The organism is Picosynechococcus sp. PCC 73109, assembly GCF_001521855.1.
Lineage (GTDB): Bacteria > Cyanobacteriota > Cyanobacteriia > Cyanobacteriales > MRBY01 > MRBY01.
In genome coordinates this window covers 36,861-56,936 of the sequence record NZ_CP013998.1, presented here as the reverse complement: position 1 = coordinate 56,936, position 20,076 = coordinate 36,861, and the positions used below count along the sequence as shown (strand labels likewise).

At 51.9% G+C, this 20,076-nt stretch carries 11 protein-coding genes; 4 read left to right on the top strand and 7 right to left on the bottom strand.

Annotated elements, in window-relative coordinates; all coding sequences use genetic code 11:
• Positions 1-6: 6 nt before the first annotated feature.
• From AWQ23_RS00250 to AWQ23_RS00235, 4 genes are all read right to left on the bottom strand, one after another.
• On the bottom strand, positions 7-4,404 hold the full coding sequence (locus AWQ23_RS00250) for a GAF domain-containing protein (protein WP_232308924.1): 4,398 nt from the start codon (positions 4,402-4,404) through the stop codon (positions 7-9).
• Positions 4,405-4,499: 95 nt separating this feature from the next.
• A complete protein-coding gene (locus tag AWQ23_RS00245) occupies positions 4,500-4,991 on the bottom strand; it encodes a chemotaxis protein CheW (RefSeq protein ID WP_062431577.1) in 492 nt (163 codons plus the stop codon).
• A 74-nt stretch (positions 4,992-5,065) separates the two neighbouring features.
• Positions 5,066-5,428 carry a response regulator transcription factor gene (locus tag AWQ23_RS00240; protein WP_030006793.1) on the bottom strand — a complete coding sequence of 121 codons (363 nt, stop codon included), beginning with the start codon at positions 5,426-5,428 and terminating at the stop codon, positions 5,066-5,068.
• An 89-nt stretch (positions 5,429-5,517) separates the two neighbouring features.
• A complete protein-coding gene (locus AWQ23_RS00235; protein WP_030006794.1) occupies positions 5,518-6,726 on the bottom strand; it encodes a response regulator in 1,209 nt (402 codons plus the stop codon).
• 479 nt (positions 6,727-7,205) lie between these two features.
• Between AWQ23_RS00235 and AWQ23_RS00230 the strand changes: the two genes are divergently transcribed.
• Positions 7,206-7,883: a uracil-DNA glycosylase family protein gene (locus AWQ23_RS00230; protein WP_062431575.1), complete on the top strand. Its 678-nt coding sequence runs from the start codon at positions 7,206-7,208 to the stop codon at positions 7,881-7,883.
• A 23-nt stretch (positions 7,884-7,906) separates the two neighbouring features.
• On the opposite strand, the gene AWQ23_RS00225 is transcribed toward AWQ23_RS00230, so the two are convergent.
• A complete protein-coding gene (locus tag AWQ23_RS00225) occupies positions 7,907-9,448 on the bottom strand; it encodes a hypothetical protein (RefSeq protein ID WP_062431573.1) in 1,542 nt (513 codons plus the stop codon).
• Between the two features lie 268 nt (positions 9,449-9,716).
• On the opposite strand from AWQ23_RS00225, the gene AWQ23_RS00220 reads away from it, so the two are divergent.
• The 3 genes from AWQ23_RS00220 to ftsH3 all read left to right on the top strand — a co-directional run bounded on the left by AWQ23_RS00220 (position 9,717) and on the right by ftsH3 (position 18,164).
• Positions 9,717-10,058, top strand: a complete 342-nt coding sequence (locus AWQ23_RS00220; RefSeq protein WP_062431571.1) for a hypothetical protein — start codon at positions 9,717-9,719, stop codon at positions 10,056-10,058.
• A gap of 306 nt (positions 10,059-10,364) precedes the next feature.
• Entirely contained in the window at positions 10,365-16,160 is a 5,796-nt protein-coding gene (locus AWQ23_RS00215; RefSeq protein ID WP_062431569.1) for a translocation/assembly module TamB, read from the top strand.
• Between the two features lie 141 nt (positions 16,161-16,301).
• Positions 16,302-18,164 carry an ATP-dependent zinc metalloprotease FtsH3 gene (gene ftsH3 / locus AWQ23_RS00210; protein ID WP_012305681.1) on the top strand — a complete coding sequence of 621 codons (1,863 nt, stop codon included), beginning with the start codon at positions 16,302-16,304 and terminating at the stop codon, positions 18,162-18,164.
• 79 nt (positions 18,165-18,243) lie between these two features.
• Here ftsH3 and AWQ23_RS00205 read toward each other — a convergent pair whose 3' ends face one another.
• Both AWQ23_RS00205 and AWQ23_RS00200 read right to left on the bottom strand, forming a co-directional pair.
• Complete coding sequence (locus AWQ23_RS00205) at positions 18,244-19,146, bottom strand: PhzF family phenazine biosynthesis protein (protein WP_062431567.1); 903 nt, start codon at positions 19,144-19,146, stop codon at positions 18,244-18,246.
• Between the two features lie 17 nt (positions 19,147-19,163).
• On the bottom strand, positions 19,164-20,075 hold the full coding sequence (locus AWQ23_RS00200) for a methylenetetrahydrofolate reductase (RefSeq protein WP_012305679.1): 912 nt from the start codon (positions 20,073-20,075) through the stop codon (positions 19,164-19,166).
• Between the last annotated feature and the right edge of the window lies 1 nt (position 20,076).

Genomic DNA, 20,076 nt, shown 5'->3' with positions numbered 1-20,076 from the left:
TGACCATTACTGCACCTTAAAGCGAGACACACTCTGTTGCAGTTCTCCGGCCACTCCCAGAAGCTTGGTGAACGATTCCGCCACCTTCACCGATTGGGCAGAAGTTTGATTGGAAACATTGGCCACATCCTGCATTGTTTGGTTCAGCTCATTGGAAATATCAACCTGGGTAGACGCCGAATCCGCAATTTTTTCGACGGTTTGGTTGATACTCATACTGACCTTGGCAAGATCCGTGAGGGCTTGGCGTGTTCCTTTCACCAATTTTGTCCCGATCAAGACTCGCTTCCGGCCCACATCCATGGCTTTAATTACCTCATTGGTTTCCGCCTGGATTTCTTCGATGATCGCCTCAATTTCCTTGGTGGCGTTGGCCGATTGTTCTGCCAGGGTGCGTACTTCATTGGCGACGGCAAATCCCTGTTCTTCTTCCCCGGCGCGAGTTGCCTCCACAGAAGCATTCAGGGCGAGTAAATTGGTTTGGTTGGCCAGTTCGCGGATCAGGTTTAAGACCCGGGAGATCTTCTGGGAAGAATCCGCCAGATTTTTAACCTTGCGGGCCGTTGCTTCAACGGTTTGTTGGATCGCCACAATCCCCTGGACAGTCCGGTTCATGGCCATGTCCCCTGATTGGAGGGTTTTGTTGGCCAATTGGACTTTGGCTTGGGCTTCCTGGGCGTTGCTGGCGACCTCTTGGATGGATCCAGTCATTTTAAAGAGCTTATCGAGGGCCACATTGACGCTTTCGGCTTGGCGCAACGCTTCCGCAGACAGGTTTTGAATCAAGGATTCACTTTCTTGGGCAGTGTCTGACACAATGGTTGTCGATTCCTGTACCCGCTGTACGAGCAGTTGGAGATTTTCGAGGGTGGCGTTGAAAAAGTCAGCGACAGTGCCCATTTCCCCTTCGGTGACCCCAGCCCGCACAGTCAAATCCCCTTCAAAGGACTCTTCGATTTCTTCGAGGAAGTTTTCAATTTGCCCTTGGAGTTGTTCCCGCTGTTGACGCTGTTCTTCGGAAACAATTTCTGCTTGGCGACGGGATGTTTCGACTTCTTCGAGGAGGAGGGCTTGGTCGAGGGCATAGCCCAACTGGATCGCCACCTGACGGAAGGACTCTACCAGGGGAGCTTCCCATTCTCTGGTACTCGAACATTGGTGCGCCCCCAAAAGACCATAAAGCTTTTGGTTAACGAGAATGGGAACCACCACGTTGGCCTTTACCTGCCATTTACCGAGTTGTTCTTCGTGACAAGCGGTGAGGCCCGCTTGGGAGACATCGGGGGTCACTTGCACCCGCCCTTGGCGATAGGGTTCAACGTAATCTTCGGGGAAACAGGGGGCATCGCCGGAAGTCATCATATCTTCGCTGAGTTTGCGCCAACCGGATTTGACAGCTTCATATTTAATCCGGCCATCCCAGTTGTCGTCAAAGCGATAAACTACGACCCGATCGCACTTCATGAGCTTGAGGGCTTCTTCGACGCCAGTCCGGAAGATTCGTTCTAGATCGAGGGATTCACGGATCCGGAAACTGATGAGGTTTACTTGGCGTGTCCGGACGAGTGCCTGCTCCTGTTCCCGGCGGAGGAGGGCCTGGTCGAGGGCATACCCCACCTGTTCTGAGAGTTGACGGAGGATATCAATTTCCGTCTCACTCCAAAGACGGGTGCTGGCACATTGGTGCACAATCAACATGCCATAGAGACGTTGGTTCGCACTAATCCCGGTGGCCATATAACCCTTGACACCATAGGGGGCAAACTCATTCACATGGCAGTCAACAAAATCAGCATTAAAAATATCGGGAATCGCGACGATGTGACCCTTCTGGTAATTTTTTGAGAGCTTTTCTGTGACCCGGGGTTCATTGGTGCGTAAGCCGAGGGTTGTGGGGTAGCCCTGCTCCACCGATTCTGCGGTGATCAGCCCTTTCCAAGAGGAATCAAATTCATAGACAATCGACCGGTCTGTACCCAAAAGATCCTGGGCTTCTTCGACGGCGACATTGAGAATGGCCTCTACCGTCGAGGCGGCCTGGAGTCGCATCCGGGTTTCATTCAGGCGCTTGGCACGGTCTTGTTCTTCCTTGAGGAAAGCCTGCTCTAGAACATAGCCAATCTGCTGGGCAATTTGCTTTAGGGTATTGATCTCTAGGTCAGTCCATTGGCGCGGCCCAGAACATTGATGCACGATCAACATGCCATAGAGCTTTTGGTTAGCGACGATACCAACGGCCATGTAGCCTTTAACGGCATGGGTCGCAAATTCGGTGATGTGACAGTCGATAAAGTCAGCTTCGTAGATGTTGGCATAGGCCGTCACTTTCCCCCGGATGTAGGCCTTGGCAAATTTTTCGGTGACACGGGGTTCGTTGGTTTTTAATCCCAGGATCGACTCAAAACCAGACACAACGGATTCTGCATTGATCAGGCCGCGCCAGTTTTGATCCAAGCGATAGACGATCGCTCGATCGGCGGTGAGGATGTCTCGCGCTTCTTCGACGGCGGCGCTGAGAATTTCTTGGACTTCGAGGGATTCCTGGAGACGGGCGCTCATCTCACTGAGGCGTTGGGCGCGCTCGGCGGTCATCTGCCGCTGTTCAATGAGGCTAATGCGTTCGAGGGCAAAGTTAACTTGGTTGCTAATTTGCTGGAGCAGGTTGCTATCGACCTCTTGCCAGGGGTGGGCACCTTGGCAACGGTGGACGACGATCAGGCCGAAAAGATTGCGTTCGATGGTAATGGGAGCAATCATCATCGCCCGCACCTGGGCCTGGTCGAGGGTTTCTAGTTGGGAGGCACTCAAACCGATGTCGCTGAGGCGATTTAGGACGGTGAGTTTGCCGCGCTGGGCCTGCTTGAGGTAGCGTTCATCGAGGCCACAGTCCTGGAGTGTTTTGCCCATGAGGCTTTTCCAGCGGGGATCGGCAGCTTCGGCGATCGCCAGGGCTTTTTGGGGGCCATCGACCCGGAAAATAAGCACTCGGTCGGCTTGGAGGGCTTCGCGGGCATCGTCCACTGCTGTTTCGAGGATCTCTGCGGTGTCGTTAAAACTACCGAGACGGGACGACAATTCATTGAGAATTTGGGCCTGGAGGGCGGCATTTTCTTGCTGTTGGAGGGCAAAGGCTTGATCGAGGGCAGTGCTGACCTGGGTGGCGGCCTGGCGCAAAATCTCTAGTTCACTATCGGCCCAACGGCGGGGTAGTGAGCATTGGTGCACCATCAAAAAGCCCATGAGTTTTTGGCGGGCGATAATGGGGGCGATCGCACTGGCGCGAATCCCTTTCGCCTTGAGGTGATTGAGCACCGCTTCATCGAGGTTGGCATCGTAGATATCCTCGATGACAGTCACCTGACCCCGGAGATAGGCGTCTTGGTGGGAGGCCTCCAACCAGGGAAGATCGAGTTCTAGGCCCAGGATTGTCGGAAACTGCCGTTCTACAGCTTCGGCGACCACTTGACCCCCAAGGGCATTTTCACCGAGCTGATAGACTACCGTGCGATCGCCCCGGAGCGCAGTTTGCACTTCCTGAACCACCGCCGCAAAAATATCCGCTGGCGTGAGAGATTCCCGGATCCGAGCACTGATTTGGTTTAACCATTGGGCCTGTTCCGCCGCCGCCCGCTGTTGATCTAACAATTGGGCCTGGTCGAGGGCGTAACCCACCTGCACCGCTAACTGCCGGAAAAATTCGATCTCCGACTCTGACCATTCCCTGGCGATCGCACATTGGTGGGCCACCAATAACCCATACAACTCTCCCCCCAAAAGCAGCGGTGCCGTTAAACTTGCCTGGACTTCCAATTGTTGCCATTGATCCAGTTGGGTATCATCCGTTGTCGTTCCGTGGCCGAGATTGTTGAACGCTTCAACCCGACCCTGCTGAAAGAGCCGAATGGCATGGTCTGATAACCCCACTAGAGAATAGGACATTCCCAAAGCGCTGGGCCACCGCCGTTCCACGGACTCGTACATCACTTTGCCGAGCCAATCTGGGTCATCAAAGACATACACCACTACCCGGTCTACATCCAGGGCATTGCGCGCATCCGAGACCGTCGCATTGAGAATATATTCAAAACTTAAGGACTCACGAATGTGGGAAGTCATCGCATTGAGAAGCTCAGCCCGTTCCACTGCCGCCCGTTCCGTGGCCAACAGAGACTGGAGTTCTTCCGTCATCATGTCAATGTTGGAACGAAGATTACTGAGCTCACTAACGAGGGTGCCAGCCTTCGAGGTAAGGGTAGAATGCTTGCCATTGTTGGCATTAGTGGCCTGTACTGGCACAATGGTCACCGTTTCTTCAATGGGTCGTTCTTTGCGGTCATGGCCGAGGGATTGGGGCTGAAGACGGTTGTCTTGGGAGCTGTTGGGGCGGAAGGGAGCTTGAGTCATGGCAGTTTCAGGGAATTTCAATTTAGATAAACGCAGGGAAATGAAAAAATGAGGGGCCAAAACATTGGGCCGATTCATTATTCAGTCTGGAAAAATTAGCCTGGGGATTTGAGGTGATCTAGCAAGGCTTCGAGGTTGATGCTCAAGATGGTTTCCCCCGAAGCCGTCCGAAACTGGCCAGCCACCAAAGCTGAAACCTCAGGGGGGATTTGCCCTGGAGGACCAGGTAATAACTCCAGGCGATCGCCGCGTATGAGATGCTGCACCTCAGCGACGAGAATCCCGAATGTCTGGTGGTTGACCGTAACCCGTAAAACATGGCATTGCGATCGCCCATAATCACCAGCCAATAAAGGAGGCAAACGCAGGGCATAGGCTAAATCCACCAGCCACAGCACATCGCCGCGCCAGCCACAGACCCCCACCACCGCAGGCGGCAAATCTGGCATTTGCACAATGTGTCCCAACTCGACATTGATCGTTTCGACCAATTGAGCCGTGGGCACCATGGCCCGAAAACCATCGGCCAAAAGAATACCAATGTATTGTGTTGTGCTACTTTCCGGGACAGAGGTCACAGGGGCCATAAACAACGCTCCAAATTAAACTTCAGTCAACAAAAGTTGCGCTAGACGGGATGGCAAATCAGGCAGCGCCAAGCTTAAGGGATCCAACGCCGTACCGCGTTTAACAATTCATTTTGGTCAATGGGTTTGGTGACATAATCATTGGCCCCTTGTTTACTGGCCCATTTTTTATCCATTTTTTCAGCTTTGCTAGAGCACATGATGACAGGAATATTTTGGGTTTTTGGATTATTTTTCACCTCACGACAAAAGCCAAAACCGCTTTGGCCCGGCAGCACCACATCCAAGACAATGCCATCGATCATTTTGTGATCCAGGATGGCCCGCGCTGCCTCTGCCGTCGTCACCTTTAGCAAGCTAAACCCGGCATTTTCTAGGCAACTTGTGATAATTTGTGCTTCTGTCGGACTATCTTCAACTAATAATAAAGTTGCCATTACAAACCTCTGGGGAAAATTCAAAATTCAAATTAAATAACAATTTTTGTTTGAGAGCAACCCTTAAGTAAACTTTGAAAAGTCAAATTTTATCGGGTAGAGCTAGAAACTTTTAAGGTGACATCTTCTGTTTCATTATCCTGTGCGGCAACTTCATCTAAATATTTTTCAATTAAGGCAATGGTTTTCTCTGGATCCGGTGGTTTCCCCAAAAAATCTGAAGCCCCCACGAGCTTGGCTCGATTGCGATCAATCAAGGTATCGCGGCTGGTCAAGACAATAATTGGCGTTTTTTCAAACACAGAGGTTTGCCTGAGAAACTTACACACGGTGTAACCACTAGCATTGGGCATTACGAGGTCAAGAATGATCACGTCTGGTTGACTCTCGATGAGCTTGGCAACGCCCCGCATGGGTTCACTAATGCCGATGGTGCGATAACCAGCCCCTTCGAGGATTTTCCGTAGGGTTTGGAGAATCACGGGGCTATCATCAATGCAAGCAATGAGGGCATCACGCTTTTCGGGCGATCTCAGACTGCCGGAGGTGGGGCCATCAGCATCGGTAGATTCTGCAAGATGGCCTAGGGGAGGGGGTAAATCGGCAATTTTTTTCAGTTGAACAATGCGCTTTTTTAATAGGGGAATTAGGGCATTGGCAACGCTATTAACCGATTTACCAAGGCACACAGAAATGTCCCACATGGTGAATTGTCCATTGAGATACTGACCCAAACTGCCAAGGGCACTGGCATCAATACCTGCCTTTAGCACTGGGGCGAGGGTGGGACTCAAGTTACCAAGACCAGCGGCTTGCCATTGTTGTTGGAGTTGCATGACTCGCTTGAGGTCGGGTTCGACTTCTAGGTAAGACAAGGACAAACTGAGGGCGATTTCTGTGGCATTTTTTTGGGTTTCATGGGATTCGATGGTGGCATCGGCATAGCAACCAAGATCGAAGAAGACTTCCTGGGCGATCGCCCGAATAATTGCCTTCGCTTGCATGACCGTCAGTTGTTTGGTTGTGATCCCTTGGTAAAGGAGCTGATATTCCCACATTTGCGAGCTGATCAGTTCTTGGGGATTCGGCGTCCACTGGGGAGCCAGCCGTTGGGTAATGCGGTACCAACGACGGGTAGAGTGGATACCGGCGGTGGCATGGAGAAGACGCCCGGACAGGAGATGAATATGCCCCTGGTATTGACTATTCCCCACAATCAACTCACCCGTAGCCCGGGTTTGGCACAACTGGTTTAGTTGATCGGCGATGAAACTGAGTGTATTGCCTGCAGCAGTCATATTCTGTGTCTAGAGCATTCTCGATTTTAATATACCCATAACATCACGATCACCTAACAAAAACTTTGCAACAATACACAAATCAATTTATTGATTTAAAACCCTAGAAATCAAGCAATTAGCAGCACAATAAACCCAAACAATATTTTCTTTGCATGGGAATTTATTCGCTTTATTTTGATTTTTATTGCCGCACAAGTATTGAGGCGGTTCTTAATTCCGCTGTTGCTTTCTACGTATAAACACTGAAGCTTGTTTTAACTTTTGTGAAGTTCAAGAACATGTTGACTGTGGGACGTTTGAAAGTAATTCTTAAGAAAAAATTATAAAGATTTCTCCTAGACAATTTTGTGAAGATTTGATGTAGCTTTTGCTGTTCTGGGCGAGAAAAAGACGCCGTTAACCATGGTTTGGGTTGACAAAAGGCAGTGGCGATCGCCAACAATGACATAGATTTCTAGCCCTCTCCAGTTGAGACCATGACGGATATTGCGACGTTAATTGCCCAGGTAAAGACAGAGGCAGAGCGGGAACCATTTCCCATTGATGTGCCTGTGTACCAAGCAGCACGCCTTAATCCTACGGAGCCAGTGCTCTATGCGGGGAATCTCAAGGCATCCCTGTGTTTTTTCGGGCGGGATTTGGGACGGGATGAGGTGCACGCCCGCCAACCCCTCTATGGCGCTGCGGGCACCCTGGTACGCCAGGGATTTTATTATGCAGTTCACCACAAAAAAATCCATGATAAGGCGCAATTGGCGACGGTGTGCGATCGCATTTTGCTGACCAATACGGTGCCCTACAAACCACCGGGCAACAAGGCCTATCCGGTGTCGGTTAAGGAACGATTTCGCCCTTTTGTGGAGCGGCTGTTGGTGTTGCACTGGCAGGGAGACCAAATCATCACCCTGGGTACGGAGGCCTTTAAGTGGTTTGACCCCTACGGACGACGGGGAGAGGTAAACGGGTTCTTCCGGCGGGGCGATCGCTTTGAGACATCCTTGCAAGTGACCCTCCGGGCGGTGGACGATCTGGGAATGGAACACCAAAAGATCGTTACTTTGTCGCCTCTGCCCCACCCATCCCCCCTAAATCAACGCTACTACGCCCAGTTTCCTCAGATGCTACAAAATCGTCTGGGGGCGATCGCCTTTTGAGACCTCGCCGTTTCGGGCTGTGCTTAGTCCTGTTCCGTGAGTCCTGCCTGATGAAAATCTTGGCCCGATCCATATTGCCACGCTTCACGCCGTCGTTTGGCCTGGTAACTATCTCCCATGGGCAGACGCTGACTGAGCGCATAGCCTGAGGTGTAGAGACCCAGGGCAAGGTAATGGCGCAACCAATCGGCCAACGCGCCCACCCCCAAATGGGGCAACAGGGGCAACACCGTTTTAAAGTTCACCCTGGGTAATGTCTTCGTTAGGCCTTGGAACTGCACCACATCCTGCAAAAATGGATTGAGGGTATCTTCCCCTAACTGGGCCATCACCCCAAAGACTGCATTTAACAGGTCATTAATCTGATTTGGTGGACAGCTTTGGTTGACCCCCACACTCATCGCTTTTTGGAACAGCCAGGTGACCGAAAGATTCGGTTGGTAGGGTTGTAGCTGGGCGAGGGCTTGGCGATCGCAACAGTCCTGGGTCAGGGCATCATCTAAACCGTTGGTGAGTCGCTCCAGATGCCTCAACATTGCCCCAAAGCCACCAAAACTAACGGGGGATTGGCCGCCACTACTGTCGCCAATGGGCAAAATGCGGTCCCAAGGATAATGCAGAGGACTGCGACGATAGCTCGGGAAAAAGCCAAACAAAAACCGTTGAAAATCTAAGGCCGCTAAATCCACCTGTTGATAGTCAGGCAGTAATTTTAGATATTCCTCCAGGAGGAAAGCTAGGTCAAACCGTTGGGGATGGGCATCGAGATAGGTAAATAGATAAGTAGTGCGGCCATCGTGGGCGGGAAAGGCTTCCCAAAAGTATTGACATTGGTTGCGAATCGGCGTGAATGAATAGATTAAATCTCCCTTACTATTCGCCGCAAACCCCTGGGCGCAGCTTCCCACCACTAGACAGACACCGTCCGGCTTTTGTCCTTGGCGCACCTGTTGGGCAATGGGAGAAAAATGTCCCATGCCATCCAAAATCAAGCGGGTGTGGAACGTAAATTTTTCGGTCTTGGCGATCGCCCCCTGCGGCGAAACCGTAATCCCTGTGCAAGGGTGATTCTCAAAAATCTTGCCACCCCAGGTGAGAAATTTTTCCTTCAAAACCGCCAGCAATCGCCGGGGACTCACACCAATATTTAAAATATCTTTCACCCAGAGGGGATCTCCCCCATGGAACTGGATGCGCAGGGGATTGAATTCCGTGGCGATGACTTCGCGTAGTTCGGTCTCACTGAGCAATTCTAAATCCAGAAGCGTCTGCAACTCACTCCGGGAAATGTTCCATTCCTGAACGCGCCCTTGCAATGGCCCCCGCTCCAAGATAATCACCCGCCAGCCTCGCCGTTGCAGGGCCGCCGCGAGGAGCAAGCCTAAAGTGCCCCCGCAGACGAGCACATCACAATCATAGTCAGGGCAGTCTTCCGTACCAATTTGCACCATCGCCGGAGCGCCAATCTTACCCTGTCGCCAATTTTGCCACCGTTGATCAGCGGCCCGTAGCCCCTTGAGGGGATCCCCTGGCATTGCGCCCAAAATTGTTTTTACCTGACCCATGGCGATTGCCTCTCATTTTTCTGCACACTGTGGCTCTTTTTTATCATTTTCCCTGGGAGTGATGGTTATAAATACTTAAAAAATCTTGAATTTCCGGGATTGCCTTGACTTCATAAAACTTAATCAATAGAATCAGCGTAACTTAACACCGCCAAAATATTCAGGCTTAATCATTTGGTGCGTTGAGTGCTGTTTTAATTCATTTTTAATATTCAGGAGCTTGCCCGTGCTAGGAAAAATTTTAGGAAAAAAGAAAGATAACTTTTTCATGGAATTACCTTCCCAAGGTAACGACACAATCGCCGAAGCGTCCGTTGCGCCCGAAGTGCGTGTACAGGAAACACCTCAGGTAGAAGCCCCTACTACTGAAGCTTCCCAAGAGGCCCCCGCTCCCGTAGCCAGTGCCCCGGCCCCCAATGTTAATGATCCCACCGATGTGATTGTTGCCGCCATTCAAGCTGCAAGCCGAGAAGCCGTACTCGCCCAGACAGTAGAAGTTGGAGCCTTTGCAGAAAACTATCTCCTCAAACCCGGCAACCGTTCCAATCGTCGCCGCCCAGGGGCAAACATGGCTGCTTTTAAAGCAATGGCCCAAAACATCAAATTCTAGAAAGAGGCTTGAGTCAACAGAGTTTCTGTCAGGGACAACGACATCCATTCATGATTTAGGGTTGAGAAAGGGAAGTGATTACTTCTCTTTTTTTGTGACAATTTTGTTGATGCGGCGACGGTCAAAAAATAAATCTTTGACACTGGGGCCATGGGGAATCTGTGCTGCATGGAATCGGTACCAAAATTTTTTTCGCTGACCGTTTGGGGCAGATCCAAAATCTGTGGTAATTAAAAAGCGACAAAAGCCATTGCGATAGGGTCATCCTCTCTATAATGATCGCAACACTTGCAAACTGTTGCCACCATGAGCCAAAACCTTCCCCCTTCTTCCGAAAACTCAGTGCAAGTTCCACCATCCCGTCGGCGTCAACGTCTCATTACGGGGGCGGCTGTGGGCCTTGTGCTAGCCGTGGGAGCGGGCCTAGGCTATGGGCGTTACTACATCTACCAGCGCTTATCACCACAAATTGAGCAGCAGCTTAATAAGCAAATTGATCGCCCCATTAACCTGGGGTCAGTGCAAGGATTTTCCTTAGGGGGATTACGGTTTGGCCCGTCTGAACTGCCACCAACGGCGGCTTCCAATGATCAGCTTCTGGTTGAGGCGATCGCCGTTGATTTTAACCTGTGGACGTTGCTCACCCAGCGGCGCTTAGACCTAAACCTCACCCTGATTAATCCCCAGGTGACCGTTGAGCAAAACCAAGCCCGCAGATGGCTAGATTTGAACATTGCTCCCGATGACCCAGATACCGAAGGTCTCGAAGTCAATATCAATAACATCCGCCTCCGCCGGGGTCAACTGACGTTAATTGCCCGCCAACGTTCCGGCACCCTGAGTCCCCCTGTGCAGTTGGCGATCGCCTCCGGGAAAGGCCGCCTCACGAACCAAAACAAAGTAATCAATTTTGATGTCCAGGGTAAGTTGGCGTCGGGGGGAGACTTAAACATCGAAGGAATCCTCGATTTTGAGCAAGAGACCAGCAATCTCAGGATTCGCGCCCAGAAATTAGACCCTGTCGCCATTTCTAACCTGGTGGTTCCCCCTGTCACCTTTTCCGGTGGTGTAGTAGATGGTGCCATCGAGTTATTCCTAGAAGAAGGCGACCTCAGCGATTGGAATGGGGAGTTAATGGCCGAGGGTTCGACCCTAATCGTTCCGGCCCTTACCAAACCCGTAGAAGATTTTTCCGGCAAAATTGGCTTTCAAAACCAAGAACTTCAATTCCAACAGACGACAGGCCGCCTGGGGACGCTTCCATTTAGTGGCGATCTCAATATCAATTTTGAAACGGGTTTTACGGGGCAAATTGAGACTGCCCCCACAGAAATTGCCCAAATCCTGGACACATTTGAATTAGAATCCCCGGCCTTTCCAGTAGAGGGTCAATTGGCAACGACGGTGACCTTTGGGGGGCCACTGGAACAAATTCAGTTGGCCGTTGCGGCAACGAATGCCAGCCAATTAAAAGTTGATCGCCTGACCCTGGAGCGTTTTCAGGGCGATCTGACCATTACGGGTAATCGTTTTCTGGTTGAGCAGTTCACCGCTCAACCTACCTTGGGGGGCAATATCACCGGCCAAGGGGTGATTCAATTGGCCGATGAAAGTACATCTTCGCCTGGGGCGATCGCAATTGCGGCCCAGGGGGATCAATTACCGACAAATGCCCTGGCCCAACTCTACGAACTCAATTTACCCGTCACTGCCGGGCCGGGCCGCACAGATGTGGTGTTTGAAGCGCCCCTGAACCAAGTCTCAGAATTTGTCGTCTCAGGTACCGCTGTGGTGCCCGTGGCTGGGGGCCTGGTGACAATGCCCAACCTGCGCATTACCCAAACCCAATTCCAAACCCCTGCCCGCGCCCAGGGACTGCGTCTCGCCCAGCTTACGGAACAGGAACTGCCCTCCTTTCTCCAGCGCAGTATCGTCAATGGTGATTTCCAAGTTGCGGGCACCTTTGGCCAGTCAGAACCCCAGGCACAAGCGGGTTCCCTCGACATTACTGGTCAGGCCCGCACCAGTTTTGCCAATGGTCAGGCGATCGCCCGCAATATTCGCGTTGGGGATGGTCGGTGGCGCGCTGACCTGGCTTTAAATAACCTCGATCTTAAAGAAATTTTACCCGCTGTTCCCCGTACCCTAGTGGCGGACTACTCCGGCCAATTCCAGACTGGGGGAACCTTAGCTGAGGTGAACTTAAATACCGTCGAAGCAACGGGTTCCGGACGCCTTACGGTGGGCAATGGTGAGATTCGCACCGAGGGCGTCACCGTCGCTGGGGGGGAATGGTACAGTCGTACCGCCCTAAATAATGTAGATTTAGTGAGCTTTGCCCCCCAGTTGGCCAATGTGGCAAATACAGTCCCCAGCCAAGGTCAGTTTGAGGTACGGGGTAATTTAGAGGATCTCTCAGTAGAGGGGATTTTGGCCCAGGGTTCCCTGAGCGCCAGACTAGCAGGCGGTGTCATTGACGGCGGATTGTTAACGCTCCAGAATGGTCAACTCCAAGGGGATTTCACCGCTCAAAATTTGGCTCTAAATCGCCTCAATAGCAGCCTGGAGGGAATTGGCAGTGGCGCTGTGCAATTAACAGCGGATGTGACCGAGCCAGACCTGAAGAATGTGCGGGCCGAAGGGGATCTGCGCCTCAGTGAAGGGGTCGCCCTGATTAATTCTTCGTTAACCAGTCAATGGGCTTGGAATGGGCAGCAACTGCAAATCCAAAGGGCGATCGCCGAAAATTTCCGGGCCGATGGGGTCTTAACCATTGATAGCGATCGCCTCGGTCGTAATGCAAGCCAAGCGATTACACAATTGGCTCTCAACCTAGAAGCCCAAAACATTGATCTCCAGCAACTGCCTTTACCGGAGGTGGCCCAGGCCCTCGATGTTGTAGGTCAAGGGGATTTTCGGGGCACGATCCAAGGGACGCTCCAGCAGCCCCAGATCAATGGTCAAGTCGCTCTGAATAATGTGCAGTTAGCCGAGTTGACCCTCGACCCCACCCTCCAGGGCACCATTCAAACCCGCAGCGATCGCCGCACCATTATCGCCATCGAAGGGGAAGAAGACCAGATTTTTGCCCGTCTGAATTCCCGTCTCCGCCCAGAACAGGCCGAACTCAAGCTCGATGGCTCGACCCTAGACCTCGCCCTGGAGTACAACCAAGCGGGCCTCGAACCGACCCGACTCCAACTGAGCAGTGGCAACCTCCCCGTCACCTTGATCCAACAGGTGGCCCAGGGACAACCCGCTTTGCAACGGCTTGATTTTCCCCTAGAAACGATGGTCTTGGGGGGAAGACTCTCCAGTGAACTGCGAGCGGATCTCCAGGCGAATTCGGTGTCCGGTCAGGTGGCGATCGCCCAACCGATGCTGGGTTATCTCGCTGGCGATCGCCTCAGTGGAAACTTTTACTTTGCCAACGATACCCTCAGGCTCCAGGATTTCCAATGGGCGCAAAACGGCGGCCTCTACAGCGTCGATAGCACCATTGCCCTAGCCAACGAAAACCGTCCAAGCCCAACCATTCAAACCACGGGCACCATTGAACAAGGCCGGATTGAAGATGTTTTAGCGGCCCTGCAAATTTTCGATTACGGCGATTTCCAAAATCTCGGCAGTTTATCCCTACCGGATTATTTTGGCCGTTCCAGTCGCTTCGATCAGAGCGCCGATCTCTATGCCAACCGTCCCCAGGATCCGCCCCCCATCACCACTGAAATTGAGTCTGTGGCCGTGCCAGCCCAACCCACCCTGGAATTGGCCGATGCCACGCCCCCCGAGCGGGAAAAATATCGTTGTGATACCCTCCTCAACGGCATGGCTGAAGCGACTCCGCCGGAAAATAATGGCGAAAATCCGGCCCTCTACAGCCGTGGCGATCGCCAACAATCCTTTGCCGAAAGAATCGCTCTCCTCAGTTGCGTCCAAAGCCAACTCAATTTAGATGTCGCCGAGAGTAAACCACTCCTGCCCGCAGAATTAGCAGACCTACGGGGGGAATTTAGCGGCGACCTGAGCCTTGCCTACAATGCAGAGACTGGCCTCCAGGCGGACTTTGATCTCACTGGCGGATACCGCGAAGTGGCCGTATTTGGCGAATCACAGATTGTCGGTTCCCCTTGGCAGTGGGGCGAAATCACGATGCCCCAAATTATCGCGCGGGGTGTGCTGCGGGATCGGGTCTTAACGTTGCGGCCCGTGGGCATTCGTCTCTCGGAACAAGATGGCGGGGGACGCCTAAGCTTTATTGGTAGCTTTGGGGGCGATACCCAAACGGGACAATTGCGCCTCACCGAAGTCCCTGTAGCCTTTTTAGAAAAATTTGTGGACTTACCTGAGGCGGTGGCGATCGACGGTTTTATTAACGCCAATGCCGCCCTTGCGGGAACTCCTGATGATCCCTCGGCCCGGGGTGAAATGACCATGGCCAATGCCAGCATCAATGACACGCCGATCAATAGCGTCAAGGGGAACTTCACCTATGATGATGCCCGCCTCAATTTCATTGTTGATAGTGAACTGGTGGCCGAGGCTGACCCCCTCCAAATTACAGGTAGTATTCCTTACCAACTGCCCAATGCCACAGTTGTCCCAGAGAGTAACGCCCTCAATCTCACGTTTAACCTTGAGAATGAAGGATTTGCCCTCTTAAATATTTTGACGCGGGGTCAAGTGGCATGGCTGGGGGGTGAAGGGGAAGTGGATCTGTCCATTGACGGAGAAATTGATCCCGATACGGGGCGGCCAGTGGATCTGGTGGCGGATGGTCAGGTGGCGATCGCCGCAGCGGAAATCCAAGCCAAGGTTCTACCTGATGCCCCCTTGACCAATGTCCATGGACAAATTGATTTCAATCTAGATACCCTAACGATCCAAGAACTTACCGGTGATTTTAGTGGTGGCCAGGTGGCAATTTCTGGACAACTGCCCCTCGCCAAGCGGATGACCGAGAATCAAACCCTCGATGTGCGCCTAGAAGATCTCAACTTTGAGCTGCCTGATCTCTACCAAGGGGGCGTTGCGGGCAACCTGATCATTGCTGGTACCAGCCTAGAGCCGACCATTGGGGGCGATTTAACCCTCCGAGAAGGGCGTATTTCGCTGGCAGGGAACCAAGAAAATGGCAATGGTAATGGTAACTCAACCACAGCCATAGACCAACAAACCACGGCCGGGAATAAACAGCTTGACCCAGGGACATCCCCAACACCGAAACGCGTTTCCAATGTCGATCTGCGGGCGATCACAGAGTTTAAAGACCTGAAGATTACCCTTGGCGATCGCGTGCAAATTACCCGGCAACCGATTCTGAATTTCCTCGCAACGGGGGATTTAACCCTCAATGGCACCCTCAATGATTTGCGTCCTGCCGGGGTGATTCAGTTAGATCGAGGTCAGGTCAATCTCTTTGCTGCCCAACTGCGGCTTGCGGGCAATCGTAATACCGCGACCTTTACCCCCAACTTTGGCCTCGACCCAGAGCTTGACATCACCCTAGAGACTTCTCTGTTGGAAAATTCCCGGTCATTTCTTGCCACTACCGATCCCCTTTCTGCTGAAATTCGTGACAATAGCGTCTTTGGCCCCAGCCAGATCGGCACCGTCGAAACCATCCGTATCCAAGCCAATGTGCGGGGACGGGCGAGCAATTTAGATGAAAATATTGAATTGACCAGTAGTCCGCCCCGTAGTGAAACGGAGTTGATTTCTCTCTTAGGGGGATCTTTCTTAGAAAACTTCACCGGGGGCAGCACCAACGAAACCCTAGCTTTGGCTAACTTAGCTGGTTCCGCCCTTTTGAGTAATATCCAAGATGTCATTGGCAATGCCCTTGGTTTGAGCGAGCTACGCCTCTTCCCCACGGTGATTACAGAAGATGAAGATGAGAGCAGTTCAACCTTGGGACTGGGGGCAGAACTCAGTGCCAACATCAGCCCAGATTTGTCCCTGTCGGTGCTGCAAATTCTAAATAGTAGCCAGCCCGCTCAGTTTGGTCTCCGGTATCGGGTCAACGATGAGATTTTTGTCCGAGGCTCAACGGATCTCAACAACGATAATCGTTTTTCTGTCGAATATGACCTGCGATTTTAGACACAAAAGCAGAAAATTTAACAATCTTTCCTGAGAAACGTTAACATTATTTAATAACCAACCTGAAACACAGGATAAGACGCTCTTTTAAGAATCGCATAATTATTCTGCTTATCCTCAAATCCTAGGAGGCTCTCAGTAGTGAACAAAAATAACAAAAAATGGCGCAGTACCGGGCTTTACGCCCTATTGGCGATCGTCGTGATCTCCTTAGCTGTGTCTTTCTTGGATCAGCAACCCCAAAGTCGAGAGACCTGGCGTTATAGTCAGTTCCTCCAAGAAGTCCAGCAGGGCAATATCGAAAGTGTCAAAATCAGTGGCGATCGCACTAAAGCTTTTGTCCCAGCCCAGGATGGCACGCCTATCCTCGTCAACCTCCCCCCCGGTGATACGGAGTTAATCGACATCCTCAGCGAAAACAATGTCGATATTGCCGTGTTGCCCCAGAGTGACGACAATTGGATTTTCCGCGCCCTCAGTACACTCATTTTCCCAATCCTACTACTCGTGGGGTTATTCTTCCTGCTCCGGCGCGCCCAGAGTGGCCCCGGTTCCCAGGCTATGAACTTTGGCAAATCAAAGGCACGGGTTCAAATGGAACCCCAGACCCAAGTCACCTTTGGTGATGTGGCAGGGATTGAGCAGGCCAAACTTGAGTTAACCGAAGTTGTTGACTTCTTGAAAAACGCTGATCGGTTCACTGCAATCGGTGCAAAAATTCCCAAAGGGGTGCTCCTCGTTGGCCCTCCCGGAACCGGTAAAACGCTCTTGGCAAAAGCCGTTGCTGGGGAGGCTGGTGTACCTTTCTTCTCCATCTCTGGTTCTGAATTCGTCGAAATGTTCGTCGGGGTCGGTGCTTCCCGTGTCCGCGATCTTTTTGAACAGGCCAAACAAAATGCCCCTTGTATCGTCTTTATCGATGAAATTGACGCCGTGGGTCGCTCCCGTGGTGCGGGCCTCGGTGGCGGTAACGATGAACGGGAACAAACCCTAAACCAGCTCCTGACAGAAATGGATGGTTTTGAAGGCAACACTGGCATCATTATCATTGCTGCGACTAACCGTCCCGATGTCTTGGATGCGGCGTTAATGCGTCCCGGTCGCTTTGACCGTCAAGTGGTCGTCGATCGCCCCGACTATTCCGGTCGTTTAGAAATTCTCAATGTCCATGCCCGGGGTAAAACCCTCTCGAAGGATGTGGATCTCGAAAAAATTGCCCGTCGGACTCCCGGCTTCACCGGTGCAGATTTGTCGAACCTCCTAAACGAGGCAGCAATTCTGGCAGCCCGTCGCAATTTGACGGAAATTTCCATGGACGAAGTGAACGATGCAATTGATCGCGTCCTCGCTGGCCCTGAGAAGAAAAACCGCGTCATGAGTGAAAAGCGCAAAACCCTTGTTGCTTACCACGAAGCAGGCCATGCCCTCGTTGGTGCCTTGATGCCCGACTATGACCCAGTCCAAAAAATTAGCATTATCCCCCGGGGTCGTGCTGGCGGTTTGACTTGGTTCACCCCCAGTGAAGATCGCATGGATTCTGGTCTATACTCCCGTGCCTATTTACAAAACCAGATGGCCGTTGCCCTCGGTGGCCGCATCGCTGAAGAAATTATCTTCGGTGAAGAAGAAGTGACCACGGGTGCTTCTAATGACTTGCAGCAGGTCGCTAATGTTGCCCGTCAAATGATTACCCGCTTCGGGATGAGCGATCGCCTGGGGCCTGTAGCCTTGGGTCGCCAAAACGGTAACGTTTTCATGGGTCGTGACATTGCCTCTGATCGGGACTTCTCCGATGAAACAGCCGCTGTGATTGACGAAGAAGTCCGGGGCCTCGTGGAAGAAGCCTACAAGCGCGCGAAAGATGTGCTTGTCGGTAACCGCAGTGTCCTCGATAAATTAGCAGCGATGCTCGTCGAAAAAGAGACCGTTGACGCTGAGGAGTTACAAACCCTACTCATGGAAAGTGACGTGCAAATGGCCGCTTTCTCTAGTACCGCAGCTTAAGCGACTCGGAAAATTGAATTATTGCTAATCACTACGGTGAGAAACGAGATCCCTAAAACAATTAGGGATCTTTTTTTGTCTAAAACGTTGGCACATTAATGTGGCCGACACTGACGAGCACAGAAGACCCGCCCACAGCGATCTCCGTCAATTCCCCTTTTTGCTGTTGCATGGTCAGCATGAGCTGACTGGGCCGCCCCATTTGAATGCCTTGGTAAATTTGCCAAGTTTGTAATGTCGCCTGGCTGGGTAGGTAGCGATGTAGATAACCCGCCAAACTCGTGGCCGCTGAACCCGTTGCCGGATCTTCAGCAATGCCCAAGCCGGGAGCGAACATCCGCGCATAAATTTGATTGTCTTCGGTTACGACAAAGGGATAGATGTGGGCCGTCAATTGATGTTGGTATGCTTCTTCCCAAAAGGTGCGGTTGAGGGAGCAGCGGCTCAGGGCGTCTAGATCCTTGAGGGGCAGATATAAAAAGGGCAGTCCACAGGAAATCACCGCCGGCTTTAGCACCGGGTGTAAGTCGTGGGCCGGGAGATTTACCAGGGAAGCGTAATCGATGGGCTGCGATCGCTCAATAAACTGGGGCAACTGGGCCGCACTTAGGGCAGTGGTACGAACTTGATCCTGTTCCCAATAGATAGAGACAGGGACAGTCCCCACTTCTTCTTGGAAGCGCACAAGCTGACAATTTGCAGGTAGATAACCGAGATGGGCCAGAAGGTAGGCAGTTCCCACGGTGGGATGGCCCGCAAAGGGAATCTCGGCAGCGGGCGTAAAAATTCGCAGTTGAAAGTCCGTATCAGGATCTTTTGTGGGAAAAACAAAGACAGTTTCTGAAAGGTTAAGCTCTTTGGCGATCGCCTGCATTTGATTCGAACTTAACCCTTGGGCCTGGGGGAACACCGCCAGGGGATTACCCCCGAAAATTTGCTCTGTAAACACATCGAGGGTATGAAAAGTATAGGTTTGTGACATATAGGTTAAAAATAAACTTAAACTAAGGCCGGTGCCGTGGAGATTTGAATAGAAACATCCGCTAAATCAAGAATTTGCGGAATCAGATCTTCTTTTTTGACGGCCATCATATGGACACCGTGGCAGAGATTTTTGGCAATTTTTACTTGCTCCGCCGCAATTTTGAGACCCTCTTCGAGGGGATTTTCAGCTTGGGCTAGGCGCTCAATAATCGCATCGGGAATTTGCGCCCCCGGTACACAACGGTTGATAAATTGAGCATTTTTTGCCGATTTCAACAGAAAAATTCCCGCAAACACGGGCACATCATATTGACTAGCCACCCGGTTCATAAATTCTTCGAGTCGCTGGAAATCCGTAATCATTTGCGACTGGAAAAACTGCGCCCCTGCTTCTACTTTTCGGGCAAAGCGAGATTCAATGGTGTACCAACTCTTCAGCTGGGGATCCACTGCGCCCCCAGGGAACAAATCCAGGGGGCCATCGGGCATTTTTTTGTCGTTAAAGTCTTGGCCGTTATTTAATTTGGTGATCAGTTTTAACAGACGCACCGATTCGAGATCGAAAACCGCCTTGGCTTTGGGGTGATCGCCCGCTTTGACGGGATCCCCCGTGAGGGCCAACACATTCCGTAAACCGAGGGCATGGGCGCCCATTAAATCTGCTTGGAGACCAATGACATTGCGATCGCGGCAGGCCACCTGAAAAATTGGGTCGATACCGTTTTGCAAGAGTAAAGTTGAGGCGGCAATGGACGACATGCGCATCACAGCCCGGCTCCCATCGGTCACATTCACCCCATGGACGCGATCGCCAAGCAATTTTGCCATCCGCAGCATTTTCGTGGGGTCACCCCCCTTTGGAGGCGCAACCTCAGCCGTAACGACAAAGTCTCGATTTTCGATGGCACGACGCAGACGGGTGGTCATG